This window comes from uncultured Escherichia sp., from assembly GCF_948475835.1.
In the GTDB taxonomy this organism is placed as follows: domain Bacteria; phylum Pseudomonadota; class Gammaproteobacteria; order Enterobacterales; family Enterobacteriaceae; genus ECMA0423.
Genome location: NZ_CAOLGM010000001.1, coordinates 84,360 through 99,953 on the forward strand (window position 1 = coordinate 84,360; position 15,594 = coordinate 99,953).

At 50.1% G+C, this 15,594-nt stretch carries 13 protein-coding genes and 2 tRNA genes; 12 read left to right on the plus strand and 3 right to left on the minus strand.

The window, feature by feature from the left end; translation table 11 throughout:
- Window positions 1-2: 2 nt before the first annotated feature.
- A complete protein-coding gene (gene cgtA, locus QZF50_RS00410) occupies window positions 3-1,175 on the plus strand; it encodes an Obg family GTPase CgtA (RefSeq protein ID WP_000673561.1) in 1,173 nt (390 codons plus the stop codon).
- Window positions 1,176-1,214: 39 nt separating this feature from the next.
- Here cgtA and dacB read toward each other — a convergent pair whose 3' ends face one another.
- Window positions 1,215-2,648: a serine-type D-Ala-D-Ala carboxypeptidase gene (gene dacB, locus QZF50_RS00415; protein ID WP_001212655.1), complete on the minus strand. Its 1,434-nt coding sequence runs from the start codon at window positions 2,646-2,648 to the stop codon at window positions 1,215-1,217.
- A gap of 247 nt (window positions 2,649-2,895) precedes the next feature.
- Here dacB and greA point away from each other — a divergent pair, with 247 nt between their 5' ends.
- Window positions 2,896-3,372, plus strand: a complete 477-nt coding sequence (gene greA / locus QZF50_RS00420) for a transcription elongation factor GreA (RefSeq protein WP_001148001.1) — start codon at window positions 2,896-2,898, stop codon at window positions 3,370-3,372.
- 155 nt (window positions 3,373-3,527) lie between these two features.
- Here the strand turns inward: greA and yhbY are convergent, their stop codons facing one another.
- Window positions 3,528-3,821: a ribosome assembly RNA-binding protein YhbY gene (gene yhbY / locus QZF50_RS00425; protein WP_001054420.1), complete on the minus strand. Its 294-nt coding sequence runs from the start codon at window positions 3,819-3,821 to the stop codon at window positions 3,528-3,530.
- Between the two features lie 125 nt (window positions 3,822-3,946).
- Here yhbY and rlmE point away from each other — a divergent pair, with 125 nt between their 5' ends.
- From rlmE to QZF50_RS00460, 7 genes are all read left to right on the plus strand, one after another.
- Window positions 3,947-4,576, plus strand: a complete 630-nt coding sequence (gene rlmE, locus QZF50_RS00430; protein WP_000145975.1) for a 23S rRNA (uridine(2552)-2'-O)-methyltransferase RlmE — start codon at window positions 3,947-3,949, stop codon at window positions 4,574-4,576.
- A gap of 99 nt (window positions 4,577-4,675) precedes the next feature.
- Window positions 4,676-6,610, plus strand: a complete 1,935-nt coding sequence (gene ftsH / locus QZF50_RS00435; RefSeq protein WP_001107467.1) for an ATP-dependent zinc metalloprotease FtsH — start codon at window positions 4,676-4,678, stop codon at window positions 6,608-6,610.
- A gap of 89 nt (window positions 6,611-6,699) precedes the next feature.
- Window positions 6,700-7,548 carry a dihydropteroate synthase gene (gene folP, locus QZF50_RS00440; protein ID WP_000764731.1) on the plus strand — a complete coding sequence of 283 codons (849 nt, stop codon included), beginning with the start codon at window positions 6,700-6,702 and terminating at the stop codon, window positions 7,546-7,548.
- Window positions 7,541-8,878, plus strand: coding sequence for a phosphoglucosamine mutase (gene glmM / locus QZF50_RS00445; RefSeq protein WP_000071134.1), 1,338 nt, complete (start codon window positions 7,541-7,543; stop codon window positions 8,876-8,878). The genes folP and glmM overlap by 8 nt, the downstream gene beginning before the upstream one ends.
- A gap of 227 nt (window positions 8,879-9,105) precedes the next feature.
- Window positions 9,106-9,438: a preprotein translocase subunit SecG gene (secG, locus tag QZF50_RS00450; protein ID WP_001297427.1), complete on the plus strand. Its 333-nt coding sequence runs from the start codon at window positions 9,106-9,108 to the stop codon at window positions 9,436-9,438.
- A 14-nt stretch (window positions 9,439-9,452) separates the two neighbouring features.
- Window positions 9,453-9,539 (plus strand) — tRNA-Leu (locus tag QZF50_RS00455).
- A 458-nt stretch (window positions 9,540-9,997) separates the two neighbouring features.
- On the plus strand, window positions 9,998-11,623 hold the full coding sequence (locus tag QZF50_RS00460; protein WP_001399811.1) for a phosphoethanolamine transferase: 1,626 nt from the start codon (window positions 9,998-10,000) through the stop codon (window positions 11,621-11,623).
- Window positions 11,624-11,630: 7 nt separating this feature from the next.
- On the opposite strand, the gene argG is transcribed toward QZF50_RS00460, so the two are convergent.
- Window positions 11,631-12,974 (minus strand): argininosuccinate synthase, encoded by a 1,344-nt coding sequence (argG, locus tag QZF50_RS00465; RefSeq protein ID WP_000207683.1) that lies wholly within the window; start codon window positions 12,972-12,974, stop codon window positions 11,631-11,633.
- A 347-nt stretch (window positions 12,975-13,321) separates the two neighbouring features.
- On the opposite strand from argG, the gene QZF50_RS00470 reads away from it, so the two are divergent.
- The 3 genes from QZF50_RS00470 (at window position 13,322) to nusA (ending at window position 15,572) form a co-directional block, all read left to right on the plus strand.
- A tRNA-Met gene (locus tag QZF50_RS00470) sits at window positions 13,322-13,398 on the plus strand.
- A 206-nt stretch (window positions 13,399-13,604) separates the two neighbouring features.
- A complete protein-coding gene (gene rimP / locus QZF50_RS00475) occupies window positions 13,605-14,057 on the plus strand; it encodes a ribosome maturation factor RimP (RefSeq protein ID WP_001300397.1) in 453 nt (150 codons plus the stop codon).
- A 27-nt stretch (window positions 14,058-14,084) separates the two neighbouring features.
- Window positions 14,085-15,572, plus strand: coding sequence for a transcription termination factor NusA (gene nusA / locus QZF50_RS00480; protein WP_001031057.1), 1,488 nt, complete (start codon window positions 14,085-14,087; stop codon window positions 15,570-15,572).
- Window positions 15,573-15,594: the final 22 nt, after the last annotated feature.

A 15,594-nucleotide genomic window follows, 5' to 3' on the forward strand; every position in this document is an offset into this window, starting at 1 on the left:
AAATGAAGTTTGTTGATGAAGCATCGATTCTGGTCGTTGCAGGTGATGGCGGTAATGGTTGCGTGAGCTTCCGCCGCGAAAAGTATATTCCGAAAGGCGGCCCGGATGGCGGCGACGGTGGTGATGGTGGTGACGTATGGATGGAAGCCGACGAAAACCTGAACACGCTTATCGATTATCGTTTTGAAAAATCTTTCCGTGCAGAGCGCGGTCAGAACGGCGCAAGCCGCGATTGTACCGGTAAGCGCGGTAAAGACGTGACGATTAAAGTGCCGGTAGGTACGCGTGTAATCGACCAGGGTACTGGTGAAACCATGGGCGATATGACTAAACACGGTCAGCGTCTGCTGGTTGCTAAGGGCGGCTGGCACGGTCTGGGCAATACCCGTTTCAAATCGTCAGTTAACCGTACACCACGGCAGAAAACTAACGGTACGCCGGGCGATAAGCGTGAGCTGCTGCTGGAGCTGATGCTGCTGGCTGACGTCGGTATGTTGGGGATGCCAAACGCGGGTAAATCGACCTTTATTCGTGCGGTATCGGCGGCTAAACCGAAAGTGGCGGATTATCCGTTTACCACTCTGGTGCCAAGTCTGGGTGTGGTACGAATGGACAACGAAAAGAGCTTCGTTGTTGCCGATATTCCAGGACTGATTGAAGGCGCTGCGGAAGGCGCAGGTCTGGGCATTCGCTTCCTGAAGCACCTGGAACGTTGCCGCGTCCTGTTGCACCTCATCGATATCGATCCGATTGACGGCACCGATCCGGTTGAAAACGCGCGTATTATTATCAGCGAGCTGGAAAAATACAGCCAGGATCTGGCGGCGAAACCACGTTGGTTAGTGTTCAATAAGATCGATCTGCTGGATAAGGCAGAAGCTGAAGAGAAAGCCAAAGCGATTGCTGAAGCGCTGGGCTGGGAAGATAAATATTATCTGATCTCTGCGGCGAGTGGACTGGGCGTGAAAGATCTCTGCTGGGATGTGATGACCTTTATCATTGAAAACCCGGTCGTGCAGGCTGAAGAAGCGAAACAGCCAGAGAAAGTCGAATTCATGTGGGATGATTATCATCGCCAGCAGCTTGAAGAGATTGCTGAAGAGGATGATGAGGACTGGGATGATGACTGGGACGAAGACGACGAAGAAGGCGTTGAGTTCATTTACAAGCGTTAATCAGCAAAACCCCGGCCATGTGCCGGGGTTTCTTTTTGACTAATTGTTCTGATAAATATCTTTATACAAACGGCTTTCAAAACGCACTAACGGAATACGGCGATTACGCTGATCCGCCGGTTCTACTGCATAGCCAGAAAGATATTGTACAAACGCCATTCGTTGCCCGCTCGCTGTGGTAATGAATCCCGCCAGGTTATATACCCCCTGCAACGAACCGGTTTTCGCTGAGACTTTTCCATCCACGCCCGCCTGATGCAGACCTGCACGGTACTGCAAAGAGCCGTCATAGCCCGCCAGCGGCAGCATGGAGATAAAGTTAAGTTCATTGTCGTGTTGGGCAATGTATTGCAACACCTGCATCATGGTGGCGGGGGCAATCAGGTTATGCCGCGAAAGCCCTGAACCATCGGCAATAATGGTGTTTCCAATATCGACACCGGCTTGCTGGCGCAGGATCTGACGCACGGCGTCCGACCCGGCCCGCCATGTTCCAGGCACATTGAAGCGCGCATGGCCTATCATGCGGAAAACCGTATCGGCGATCATGTTGTCCGACTTTTTCAGCATAATCTTAAGCAGATCGTGCAACGGGGCCGACTGTTTACTGGCAACTACCGTTCCAGGTTCGTTAACCTGAGTCTGGCGCAGCAGTGTTCCGCTCCAGGTGATACCTGCCTGTTTTAACTCATCTTTCAGAATTGCCCCGGCATAGCTGGCTCCATCCTGCACGGCAAAAGCCAACGGGAGCGGCTCAGAACGTTGTGGCAGGCATCCCGTCAGCGTAAAGCGGTTCAGGTCGCCTGGTACGACATCCAGTTCGCAGTATTGCGCTTCGGCAGAACCTCGGGGGAGGGTGCGTACCTGGCTGAACATCGTAACGGGGTAATAAGATGCCACGCGTATAAAAGCCATATCACCAGGTTTTGGGGCACTGTAGAGCGAGACGGAGAAACAGTTGCGGTCAACTATGGCAGCGGCAGGCGGAGCGCTAAAGCATTGTGTCATGTCATTCCATGGCCAGCCGGGGGCTTTATCGTGGCTGGCGAAAATGGAGGTATCTATCAACACATTGCCATCGATTTGGTTGACGCCAGATTTTTTCAAAGTCGCGACCATATTGCGAATATCCTGACGTTTTAACGTCGGATCGGCACCAAATCGCGCCACTAAGTCACCCTTAAGTACGCCGTTTTCCACATTGCCTTTGGTTTCAAGCGTCGTGGTGAAACGAAAATCGGGGCCGAGTTGAATCAACGCCGCCAGCGCAGTAATCACTTTCTGCGTACTGGCGGGCAGCGCCATCTGCTGACTGTGGTAATCAATAGCGGGGGCCGACGCGCCGACTTTTTGCACCATCAGGGCAAGGTTGGCACCAGCGGGGAGTTGAGTAACGTACTCATCAACATTCGCGGCCTGAACACTGAACGCTATACAGCTGGTCAATCCGATGATAAATCTGGAAAATCGCATAATCTCGCGCTAACAACCTGGAATCGAGCCGTCATACTACGGCGCAACGCCCTATAAAGTAAACGATGACCCTTCGGGAACTTCAGGGTAAAATGACTATCAAAATGTGAATTGTAGCTGACCTGGGACTTGTACCCGGGTCGGTATTTTTTTGCTTCTGGTCCCGGTGAGGAGTTATGCCGGGCAGGCCGAACAGCCGGGGTGGGTGAAGACTTGCCCCATCAGGAATATTCAAGAGGTATAACAAATGCAAGCTATTCCGATGACCTTACGCGGCGCTGAAAAATTACGCGAAGAGCTGGATTTTCTGAAATCTGTGCGCCGTCCTGAAATCATTGCTGCTATCGCGGAAGCGCGTGAGCATGGCGACCTGAAAGAAAACGCCGAATACCACGCAGCTCGTGAACAGCAGGGTTTCTGCGAAGGCCGTATTAAAGACATCGAAGCCAAGCTGTCGAACGCGCAGGTGATTGATGTCACCAAAATGCCCAACAATGGGCGCGTTATTTTTGGTGCTACCGTAACGGTGCTGAATCTGGATTCTGACGAAGAACAGACTTATCGCATCGTTGGCGATGACGAAGCTGACTTTAAACAAAACCTGATTTCTGTAAACTCGCCTATTGCTCGTGGCCTGATCGGCAAAGAAGAAGATGATGTTGTGGTCATCAAAACGCCGGGCGGCGAAGTAGAATTTGAAGTAATTAAGGTGGAATACCTGTAAGAATTACCCAATACTCAAGATGTTGATGTATTGTAAAGAAAGGAAAAAGGCCGCTATGCGGCCTTTTATCAACGAACAGAGCGTGGCATTTTGCTCTCCTGCCTGCGGAAAACCCCTCGTTTTACACAGCAAATGTGTGTAACTTTAGGATAATCTTAGCGTGGCAGCGAGATTTTACGTTCTTTAGTTGGGCGATAAAGCACCAGCGTTTTACCGATGACCTGTACATTACAGGCGCCGGTTTCGCGCACGATAGCTTCCACGATCAAGGTTTTAGTTTCGCGATCTTCGGTGGCGATTTTCACCTTGATGAGTTCATGGTGCTCTAACGCTTGTTCAATCTCGGCCAGCACCCCTTCGGTCAAACCATTACTGCCAAGCAGAACAACTGGCTTGAGCGGATGTGCCAGACCTTTCAGGTGCTGTTTTTGTTTAGTACTCAGATTCATCGTATTTTTTGCTTACGTTGGGATTGAAAACGGGTCATTCTACCGCCATCTCCCATATATCACCAAATAGGCGCGTAAAAATTTACGCAATTGGTTACGATGAGTTATCCCCATGGGAAAGTTAAATGACAGGTAAGAAGCGTTCTGCCAGCTCCAGCCGCTGGCTTCAGGAACACTTTAGCGATAAATATGTTCAACAGGCACAGAAAAAGGGGTTACGTTCCCGTGCCTGGTTTAAACTTGATGAAATACAGCAAAGTGACAAACTCTTTAAACCGGGAATGACGGTTGTCGACCTTGGTGCTGCTCCGGGTGGTTGGTCACAATATGTGGTCACCCAAATTGGCGGCAAAGGCCGCATCATCGCTTGCGATCTTTTACCTATGGATCCTATCGTTGGTGTGGACTTTCTTCAGGGCGATTTTCGTGATGAACTGGTGATGAAAGCACTGCTGGAGCGCGTTGGCGACAGCAAAGTCCAGGTTGTCATGTCCGATATGGCACCAAACATGAGCGGAACACCGGCGGTGGATATCCCCCGTGCCATGTATCTGGTGGAACTGGCGTTAGAAATGTGTCGTGATGTATTAGCGCCAGGTGGCAGTTTTGTAGTGAAGGTGTTCCAGGGCGAAGGTTTCGATGAGTATCTAAGGGAAATTCGCTCCCTGTTTACGAAGGTCAAAGTTCGTAAGCCGGACTCTTCTCGTGCACGTTCGCGGGAAGTGTATATTGTAGCGACCGGGCGTAAACCCTAACCGGGAGATTTCAGACGAAAGTTTGAAAGATGCTGGATATAGAGTATCCTGACGCTGTTTTTAACACAGTTGTAATAAGAGGTTAATCCCTTGAGTGACATGGCGAAAAACCTAATACTCTGGCTGGTCATTGCCGTTGTGCTGATGTCAGTATTCCAGAGCTTTGGGCCCAGCGAGTCTAATGGCCGTAAGGTGGATTACTCTACCTTCCTACAAGAGGTCAATAACGACCAGGTTCGTGAAGCGCGTATCAACGGACGTGAAATCAACGTTACCAAGAAAGATAGTAACCGTTATACCACTTACATTCCGGTTCAGGATCCGAAATTACTGGATAACCTGTTGACCAAGAACGTCAAGGTTGTCGGTGAACCGCCTGAAGAACCAAGCCTGCTGGCTTCTATCTTCATCTCCTGGTTCCCGATGCTGTTGCTGATTGGTGTCTGGATCTTCTTCATGCGTCAAATGCAGGGCGGCGGTGGCAAAGGTGCCATGTCGTTTGGTAAGAGCAAAGCGCGCATGCTGACGGAAGATCAGATCAAAACGACCTTTGCTGACGTTGCGGGCTGCGACGAAGCAAAAGAAGAAGTTGCTGAACTGGTAGAGTATCTGCGCGAGCCGAGCCGCTTCCAGAAACTCGGCGGTAAGATCCCGAAAGGCGTCCTGATGGTCGGTCCTCCGGGTACCGGTAAAACGTTGCTGGCGAAAGCGATTGCAGGCGAAGCGAAAGTTCCGTTCTTTACTATCTCCGGTTCTGACTTCGTAGAAATGTTCGTCGGTGTGGGTGCATCCCGTGTTCGTGACATGTTCGAACAGGCGAAGAAAGCGGCACCGTGCATCATCTTTATCGATGAAATCGACGCCGTAGGCCGCCAGCGTGGCGCTGGTCTGGGCGGTGGTCACGATGAACGTGAACAGACTCTGAACCAGATGCTGGTTGAGATGGATGGCTTCGAAGGTAACGAAGGTATCATCGTTATCGCCGCGACTAACCGTCCGGACGTTCTCGACCCGGCCCTGCTGCGTCCTGGCCGTTTCGACCGTCAGGTTGTGGTCGGCTTGCCAGATGTTCGCGGTCGTGAGCAGATCCTGAAAGTTCACATGCGTCGCGTACCATTGGCCCCCGATATCGACGCGGCAATCATTGCCCGTGGTACTCCTGGTTTCTCCGGTGCTGACCTGGCGAACCTGGTGAACGAAGCGGCACTGTTCGCTGCTCGTGGCAACAAACGCGTTGTGTCGATGGTTGAGTTCGAGAAAGCGAAAGACAAAATCATGATGGGTGCGGAACGTCGCTCCATGGTGATGACGGAAGCGCAGAAAGAATCAACGGCTTACCACGAAGCGGGTCATGCGATTATCGGTCGCCTGGTGCCGGAACACGATCCGGTGCACAAAGTGACGATTATCCCACGCGGTCGTGCGCTGGGTGTGACTTTCTTCTTGCCTGAGGGCGACGCAATCAGCGCCAGCCGTCAGAAACTGGAAAGCCAGATTTCTACGCTGTACGGTGGTCGTCTGGCAGAAGAGATCATCTATGGGCCGGAACATGTTTCTACCGGTGCGTCCAACGATATTAAAGTTGCGACCAATCTGGCACGTAACATGGTGACCCAGTGGGGCTTCTCTGAGAAATTGGGTCCACTGCTGTACGCGGAAGAAGAAGGTGAAGTATTCCTCGGCCGTAGCGTAGCGAAAGCGAAACATATGTCCGATGAAACTGCACGTATCATCGACCAGGAAGTGAAAGCACTGATTGAGCGTAACTATAATCGTGCGCGTCAGCTTCTGACCGACAATATGGATATTCTGCATGCGATGAAAGATGCTCTCATGAAATATGAGACTATCGACGCACCGCAGATTGATGACCTGATGGCACGTCGCGATGTACGTCCGCCAGCGGGCTGGGAAGAACCAGGCGCTTCTAACAATTCTGGCGACAATGGTAGTCCAAAGGCTCCTCGTCCGGTTGATGAACCGCGTACGCCGAACCCGGGTAACACCATGTCAGAGCAGTTAGGCGACAAGTAAGTTCCCGCATCAGATGACTGTATTTGTACCGAAAACCCCGGGGCGTGCTCCGGGGTTTTTTCTTATCAATTCATACCAGGGATAACATCATGAAACTCTTTGCCCAGGGTACTTCACTGGACCTTAGCCATCCTCACGTAATGGGGATCCTCAACGTCACGCCTGATTCCTTTTCGGATGGTGGCACGCATAACTCGCTGATAGATGCGGTGAAACATGCGAATCTGATGATCAATGCTGGCGCGACGATCATTGACGTTGGTGGCGAGTCCACGCGCCCAGGGGCGGCGGAAGTTAGCGTTGAAGAAGAGTTGCAACGTGTTATTCCTGTGGTTGAGGCAATTGCTCAACGCTTCGAAGTCTGGATCTCGGTCGATACATCCAAACCAGAAGTCATCCGTGAGTCAGCGAAAGTTGGCGCTCACATTATTAATGATATCCGCTCCCTTTCCGAACCTGGCGCTCTGGAGGCGGCTGCAGAAACCGGTTTACCGGTTTGTCTGATGCATATGCAGGGAAATCCAAAAACCATGCAGGAAGCTCCGAAGTATGACGATGTCTTTGCAGAAGTGAATCGCTACTTTATTGAGCAAATAGCACGTTGCGAGCAGGCGGGTATCGCAAAAGAGAAATTGTTGCTCGACCCCGGATTCGGTTTCGGTAAAAATCTCTCCCATAACTATTCATTACTGGCGCGCCTGGCTGAATTTCACCATTTCAACCTGCCGCTGTTGGTGGGTATGTCACGAAAATCGATGATTGGGCAGCTGCTGAACGTGGGGCCGTCCGAGCGCCTGAGCGGTAGTCTGGCCTGTGCGGTCATTGCCGCAATGCAAGGCGCGCACATCATTCGTGTTCATGACGTCAAAGAAACCGTAGAAGCGATGCGGGTGGTGGAAGCCACTCTGTCTGCAAAGGAAAACAAACGCTATGAGTAATCGTAAATATTTCGGTACCGATGGGATTCGTGGTCGTGTAGGGGATGCGCCGATCACACCTGATTTTGTGCTTAAGCTGGGTTGGGCCGCGGGTAAAGTGCTGGCGCGCCACGGCTCCCGTAAGATTATTATTGGTAAAGACACGCGTATTTCTGGCTATATGCTGGAGTCAGCACTGGAAGCGGGTCTGGCGGCAGCGGGCCTTTCCGCACTCTTCACTGGCCCGATGCCAACACCGGCCGTGGCTTATCTGACGCGTACCTTCCGCGCAGAGGCCGGAATTGTGATATCTGCATCGCATAACCCGTTCTACGATAATGGGATTAAATTCTTCTCTATCGACGGCACCAAACTGCCGGATGCGGTAGAAGAGGCCATCGAAGCGGAAATGGAAAAGGAGATCAGCTGCGTTGATTCGGCAGAACTGGGTAAAGCCAGCCGTATCGTTGATGCCGCGGGTCGCTATATCGAGTTTTGCAAAGCCACGTTCCCGAACGAACTTAGCCTCAGTGAACTGAAGATTGTGGTGGATTGTGCAAACGGTGCGACTTATCACATCGCGCCGAACGTGCTGCGCGAACTGGGGGCGAACGTTATCGCTATCGGTTGTGAGCCAAACGGTGTAAACATCAATGCCGAAGTGGGGGCTACCGACGTTCGCGCGCTCCAGGCTCGTGTGCTGGCTGAAAAAGCGGATCTCGGTATTGCCTTCGACGGCGATGGCGATCGCGTGATTATGGTCGACCATGAAGGCAATAAAGTCGATGGCGATCAGATCATGTATATCATCGCGCGTGAAGGTCTTCGTCAGGGCCAGCTGCGTGGTGGCGCTGTGGGTACATTGATGAGCAACATGGGGCTTGAACTGGCGCTGAAACAGTTAGGAATTCCATTTGCGCGCGCGAAAGTGGGTGACCGCTACGTACTGGAAAAAATGCAGGAGAAAGGCTGGCGTATCGGTGCAGAGAATTCCGGTCATGTGATCCTACTGGATAAAACTACTACCGGTGACGGCATCGTTGCTGGCTTGCAGGTGCTGGCGGCGATGGCACGTAACCATATGAGCCTGCACGACCTTTGCAGCGGCATGAAAATGTTCCCGCAGATTCTGGTTAACGTACGTTACACCGCAGGTAGCGGCGATCCACTTGAGCATGAGTCAGTTAAAGCCGTGACCGCAGAGGTTGAAGCTGCGCTGGGCAACCGTGGACGCGTGTTGCTGCGTAAATCCGGCACCGAACCGTTAATTCGCGTGATGGTGGAAGGCGAAGACGAAGCGCAGGTGACTGAATTTGCACACCGCATCGCCGATGCAGTAAAAGCCGTTTAAAGCGTTAGATAACTGGCTAAAAAGGCGGCGATTGTCGCCTTTTTTCTCAGCGAACACATCGGTTTTGCTGTTTTTTTCCGCAGTTGATACAATGCGATAAAATTGCCCTTGCGAAGGTCATTCGCTTTGGTTAGTATTCACACCCGCTTCAGTGGGAAAGATTAAAAACTCCCGCTTTATTGGTTGAAGCATTGGTACGCGGCAACTCCGCAAGGAACAGGTTGATTATGTACGAAGCTCTTTTAGTAGTTTTCCTTATTGTGGCAATTGGCCTTGTTGGTCTGATCATGCTGCAGCAAGGTAAAGGCGCTGATATGGGAGCCTCCTTCGGAGCAGGCGCTTCCGCTACGCTGTTTGGTTCAAGTGGTTCTGGTAACTTCATGACCCGCATGACGGCGCTGCTGGCAACGTTATTCTTCATCATCAGTCTGGTGCTGGGTAACATCAATAGCAACAAAACCAATAAAGGTAGCGAATGGGAAAATCTGAGTGCACCGGTGAAAACCGAACAAACTCAACCAGCTGCTCCGGCTAAGCCGACCAGCGATATCCCGAACTAAAAAGTAGTATCCGTGCCGAGGTGGTGGAATTGGTAGACACGCTACCTTGAGGTGGTAGTGCCCAATAGGGCTTACGGGTTCAAGTCCCGTCCTCGGTACCAAATTCCAGAAAAGAGACGCTGAAAAGCGTCTTTTTTCGTTTTGGTCCTGGTCTGAGGAATGGTTGTCAGGTATCTGTATCTCGTCCAGTTGCTTTACTCGTAGCTGGTACCTTGAAACGATGGTGCCGGTACGCCTTAGTTATAAACTTTTCCCTTCTGCTGACATAATTGGCACTTTATTGTGTCAACTCCAGTTCCGGTACGAATACGGATATGTTTACTTCTCGATAAACCATCCTGCTCCTGTCAGTATAACTACTGATGGCTACGTTCTGCGTAATGTTTAGAGACGCATTGATAATGTTATTTAATTACTGAGAACGCAATGGCCGCATCATTTAAAAAGAAAAAACTAACAGTGTTTCGGTCTGATATGGATCAGAGTTGAAAAACATGTCTGATATAAAATTGAACATTGTTGATAATTGTTTATATTGGTTGTGAACTTGGATTTCTGGATGACAGTATTCAACAAATTTGCTAGAAGTTTTAAATCTCATTGGTTGTTGTATCTTTGTGTTATTGTTTTTGGTATTACGAACTTAGTCGCCTCTTCCGGCGCGCATATGGTTCAGCGATTGCTGTTCTTCGTCCTGACCATCCTGGTTGTAAAACGTATATCATCCCTTCCGCTTCGCCTGCTTGTTGCCGCACCATTTGTGTTACTGACTGCGGCAGACATGAGTATTAGCCTCTATTCATGGTGTACCTTTGGTACAACTTTCAATGATGGATTTGCGATTAGTGTGCTCCAGAGTGATCCGGATGAAGTTGTCAAAATGCTGGGGATGTATATCCCTTATCTATGTGCTTTTGCTTTTTTATCCCTTCTTTTTTTGGCAGTAATAATAAAATATGATGTTTCCTTGCCGACAAAAAAAGTGACAGGAATATTATTGCTGATTGTCATTTCGGGCAGTTTATTTTCCGCTTGTCAATTTGCTTATAAAGATGCAAAAAATAAAAAAGCGTTCAGTCCATATATACTAGCGTCGCGATTTGCTACCTATACGCCGTTTTTTAATCTCAACTATTTTGCTTTAGCAGCGAAAGAGCATCAAAGATTACTCTCAATTGCAAACACGGTGCCGTATTTTCAATTATCAGTCAGGGATACAGGTATTGATACCTACGTGTTGATTGTGGGGGAGTCTGTACGTGTCGACAATATGTCTTTGTATGGATATACACGCTCTACGACACCGCAAGTTGAAGCACAAAGAAAACAGATCAAACTGTTTAATCAAGCAATAAGCGGCGCACCTTACACTGCGCTGTCGGTTCCCCTTTCTTTAACTGCTGATTCTGTTTTGAGTCATGACATTCATAATTACCCCGACAACATTATTAATATGGCTAATCAAGCAGGATTTCAGACTTTCTGGCTAAGCTCGCAATCCGCTTTTCGGCAGAATGGTACAGCAGTTACCAGTATCGCCATGCGCGCCATGGAAACAGTCTATGTCAGAGGATTTGATGAATTGTTGTTGCCGCATTTATCGCAAGCGTTACAGCAAAAGACGCAGCAAAAGAAACTGATTGTTCTTCATTTAAATGGAAGCCATGAACCGGCTTGTAGCGCCTATCCGCAATCCAGCGCCGTGTTTCAACCGCAGGACGATCAGGATGCCTGCTATGACAACTCCATTCATTACACAGACAGTTTGCTAGGTCAGGTTTTTGAATTATTAAAAGATCGCCGCGCCTCGGTCATGTATTTTGCCGACCACGGCCTGGAACGCGACCCTACGAAGAAGAACGTCTATTTTCATGGAGGCAGGGAGGCCAGCCAGCAGGCATATCATGTCCCGATGTTTATCTGGTATAGCCCCGTTCTTGGGGATGGCGTGGATCGCACAACAGAAAACGATATCTTTTCCACTGCGTACAATAATTACCTTATTAATGCGTGGATGGGGGTAACAAAGCCGGAACAGCCGCAAACGCTGGAGGAAGTGATTGCACACTATAAAGGAGACTCACGGGTTGTGGATGCAAACCATGATGTTTTCGATTATGTGATGCTCAGAAAGGAGTTTACAGAGGATAAGCAAGGTAACCCCACCCCTGAAGGGCAGGGTTGATGTCGAATTACTGGCCTTTATTTTCCAGATTCTCCACCTGCGGCACGCCTGAAGTGGCAGAGGAGGAGAGCAGGCCAGTTTTGGCATAACCGAAAAGTTTCTCGCGGGTATCGGTGATATCCAGGTTGCGCATGGTCAATTGACCAATACGATCATCTGGCGAGAACACCGAGTCGCCTTTTTCCATCGTCAGACGCTCTGGCTTGTAGGTCAGGTTCTCTGAGACGGTATTCAGGATTGAATAATCGTTCCCACGGCGCAGCTCCAGGGTAACTTCACCAGTGATCTGGCTGGCAACCCAGCGTTGCAGAGAGTCACGCAGCATCAGCGCCTGGGAGTCAAACCAACGCCCCTGATACAGCAGACGGCCCAACTGACGACCATGCGCGTGATACTGCTCAATGGTGTCTTCGTTGTGAATACCGGTCAACAGACGTTCATACGCAATGTGCAGCAGTGCCATCCCCGGAGCTTCGTAAATACCACGGCTTTTCGCTTCGATGATACGGTTTTCAATCTGGTCGCTCATGCCCAGGCCGTGACGACCGCCGATGCGGTTAGCTTCCAGCATCATTTCTACGTCGTCGCTAAAGGTTTTACCGTTCAGCGCCACCGGATGACCTTGCTCAAAGCGTACTGTGACTTCTTCTGCCGGGATCTTCACGCTCTCATCCCAGAATTTCACGCCCATAATCGGGTTGACGATTTTGACGCTGGAGTTGAGGTATTCCAGATCCTTCGCTTCATGCGTTGCACCAAGCATGTTGGAGTCTGTGGAGTAGGCTTTTTCGACAGACATTTTGTAGTCGAAACCGCAGGCAATCATAAATTCAGACATCTCATGACGGCCGCCCAGTTCATCAATAAAGTCAGTATCAAGCCACGGTTTGTAAATCTGCAGTTCAGCATTGGTCAGCAGACCATAACGATAGAAACGTTCGATATCGTTTCCTTTATAGGTGCTACCGTCACCCCAGATATTCACGCCATCTTCTTTCATCGCAGCAACCAGCATGGTACCAGTCACGGCGCGGCCCAGCGGCGTCGTGTTGAAATAGGTCAGGCCGCCGGTGGTGTTATGAAATGCGCCACACTGAATAGCGGCAATACCTTCGGCCACCAGTTGTTTGCGGCAGTCGATCAGACGTGCGTTCTCCGCGCCGTATTCCATGGCACGACGAGGGATCGCATCATAATCCTCTTCGTCTGGCTGGCCCAGGTTTGCAGTATATGCATAAGGAACCGCTCCCTTTTGTCGCATCCACAGCAGTGCGGCACTGGTGTCCAGACCGCCAGAAAAAGCGATACCAATACGTTGACCTACCGGGAGATGCTTGAGAATCGTCGTCATAAAATAACACCCTGCTTAATTAACTGATGATGAGCCTGGATTTCCGCTCTCACTGAATTTTTATGCAAAATAAATGAGTTTTCATTTAATCATCTTTTATCGGAGACAGGAAGAGTTTAGTGTGTTTTTTGTAAAATAATGCGCTTAAGGGAGAGCAGGAGAAGGCAAAAGTATTCAACAAATGAAAGTGAATTGGATATTCATTCACGTGATTAGCAATAAACGTTGACAAAATGTGGCATGGATCACTATAATGCCTGCAGATTTTACGTCCCGTCTCGGTACACCAAATCCCAGCAGTATTTGCATCTTTTACCCAAAACGAGTAGAATTTGCCACGTTTCAGGCGCGGGGTGGAGCAGCCTGGTAGCTCGTCGGGCTCATAACCCGAAGGTCGTCGGTTCAAATCCGGCCCCCGCAACCACTTTCCCTTAGAGTCCTTTTTCAAATATACTGTGAAGACTTCGGCCTTCGTAGTGGGATTTGAAAAAATCCTTCTGGAAAGTGCTCCAGACCGCAGTTGCGGTTATAGGGTTCAGTTATATAAAGCCCCGATTTATCGGGGTTTTTTGTTATCTGACTACAGAATAACTGGGCTTTAAGCCCTTTTTTTATGTCTTGGGGGTGGGCTTGTCCACATTAGAGCAAAAATTAACAGAGATGATTACTGCGCCAGTTGAGGCCCTGGGTTTTGAACTGGTTGGCATCGAATTTATTCGCGGTCGCACATCCACACTGCGCATCTATATTGATAGTGAAGATGGCATCAATGTTGATGATTGTGCTGATGTGAGCCACCAGGTAAGTGCTGTGCTGGATGTTGAAGATCCCATCACCGTTGCTTATAACCTGGAAGTCTCCTCACCGGGTCTCGATCGCCCACTGTTCACGGCTGAACACTACGCCCGTTTTGTCGGAGAAGAGGTGACTCTGGTTCTCCGTATGGCGGTACAAAACCGTCGTAAATGGCAGGGCGTTATCAAAGCGGTAGACGGTGAAATGATCACAGTTACCGTCGAAGGTAAAGATGAAGTGTTCGCGCTGAGTAATATCCAGAAGGCGAACCTGGTTCCCCACTTTTAATAGTCTGGATGAGGTGAAAAGCCCGCGATGAACAAAGAAATTTTGGCTGTAGTTGAAGCCGTATCCAATGAAAAGGCGCTACCTCGCGAGAAGATTTTCGAAGCATTGGAAAGCGCGCTGGCGACAGCAACAAAGAAAAAATATGAACAAGAGATCGACGTCCGCGTGCAGATCGATCGCAAAAGCGGTGATTTTGACACCTTCCGTCGCTGGTTAGTTGTTGATGAAGTCACCCAGCCGACCAAGGAAATCACCCTTGAAGCCGCACGTTATGAAGATGAAAGCCTGAACCTGGGCGATTACGTTGAAGATCAGATTGAGTCTGTTACCTTTGACCGTATCACTACCCAGACGGCAAAACAGGTTATCGTGCAGAAAGTGCGTGAAGCCGAACGTGCGATGGTGGTTGATCAGTTCCGTGAACACGAAGGTGAAATCATCACCGGCGTGGTGAAAAAAGTAAACCGCGACAACATCTCTTTGGATCTCGGCAACAATGCTGAAGCCGTGATCCTGCGCGAAGATATGCTGCCGCGTGAAAACTTCCGCCCTGGCGACCGCGTTCGTGGCGTGCTCTATTCCGTTCGCCCGGAAGCGCGTGGCGCGCAACTGTTCGTCACTCGTTCCAAGCCGGAAATGCTGATCGAACTGTTCCGTATTGAAGTGCCAGAAATCGGCGAAGAAGTGATTGAAATTAAAGCAGCGGCTCGCGATCCGGGTTCTCGTGCGAAAATCGCGGTGAAAACCAACGATAAACGTATCGATCCGGTAGGTGCCTGTGTAGGTATGCGTGGCGCGCGTGTTCAGGCGGTTTCTACTGAACTGGGCGGCGAGCGTATCGATATCGTCCTGTGGGATGATAACCCGGCGCAGTTTGTGATTAACGCAATGGCACCGGCAGACGTTGCTTCTATCGTGGTGGATGAAGATAAACACACCATGGATATCGCCGTTGAAGCCGGTAACCTGGCGCAGGCGATTGGCCGTAACGGTCAGAACGTGCGTCTGGCTTCGCAGCTGAGCGGTTGGGAACTCAACGTAATGACCGTTGACGACCTGCAGGCTAAGCATCAGGCGGAAGCGCACGCAGCGATCGACACCTTCACCAAATATCTCGACATCGACGAAGACTTCGCGACTGTTCTGGTAGAAGAAGGTTTCTCGACGCTGGAAGAACTGGCCTATGTGCCGATGAAAGAGCTGTTGGAAATCGAAGGCCTTGATGAGCCGACCGTTGAAGCACTGCGCGAGCGTGCTAAAAATGCACTGGCCACCATTGCACAGGCCCAGGAAGAAAGCCTCGGTGATAACAAACCGGCTGACGATCTGCTGAACCTTGAAGGGGTAGATCGTGATTTGGCATTCAAACTGGCCGCCCGTGGCGTTTGTACGCTGGAAGATCTCGCCGAACAGGGCATTGATGATCTGGCTGATATCGAAGGGTTGACCGACGAAAAAGCCGGAGCACTGATTATGGCTGCCCGTAATATTTGCTGGTTCGGTGACGAAGCGTAATAAACTGTAGCAGGAAGGAACA

Coding starts and splice junctions, on each gene's coding strand:
- greA (WP_001148001.1), top strand. CDS start 2,896: ATGCAAGCTATTCCGATGACCTTACGCGGCGCTGAAAAATTACGCGAA.
- rlmE (WP_000145975.1), top strand. CDS start 3,947: ATGACAGGTAAGAAGCGTTCTGCCAGCTCCAGCCGCTGGCTTCAGGAA.
- argG (WP_000207683.1), bottom strand. CDS start 12,974: ATGACGACGATTCTCAAGCATCTCCCGGTAGGTCAACGTATTGGTATC.
- secG (WP_001297427.1), top strand. CDS start 9,106: ATGTACGAAGCTCTTTTAGTAGTTTTCCTTATTGTGGCAATTGGCCTT.
- nusA (WP_001031057.1), top strand. CDS start 14,085: ATGAACAAAGAAATTTTGGCTGTAGTTGAAGCCGTATCCAATGAAAAG.
- dacB (WP_001212655.1), bottom strand. CDS start 2,648: ATGCGATTTTCCAGATTTATCATCGGATTGACCAGCTGTATAGCGTTC.
- yhbY (WP_001054420.1), bottom strand. CDS start 3,821: ATGAATCTGAGTACTAAACAAAAACAGCACCTGAAAGGTCTGGCACAT.
- folP (WP_000764731.1), top strand. CDS start 6,700: ATGAAACTCTTTGCCCAGGGTACTTCACTGGACCTTAGCCATCCTCAC.
- ftsH (WP_001107467.1), top strand. CDS start 4,676: ATGGCGAAAAACCTAATACTCTGGCTGGTCATTGCCGTTGTGCTGATG.
- glmM (WP_000071134.1), top strand. CDS start 7,541: ATGAGTAATCGTAAATATTTCGGTACCGATGGGATTCGTGGTCGTGTA.
- QZF50_RS00460 (WP_001399811.1), top strand. CDS start 9,998: ATGACAGTATTCAACAAATTTGCTAGAAGTTTTAAATCTCATTGGTTG.
- cgtA (WP_000673561.1), top strand. CDS start 3: ATGAAGTTTGTTGATGAAGCATCGATTCTGGTCGTTGCAGGTGATGGC.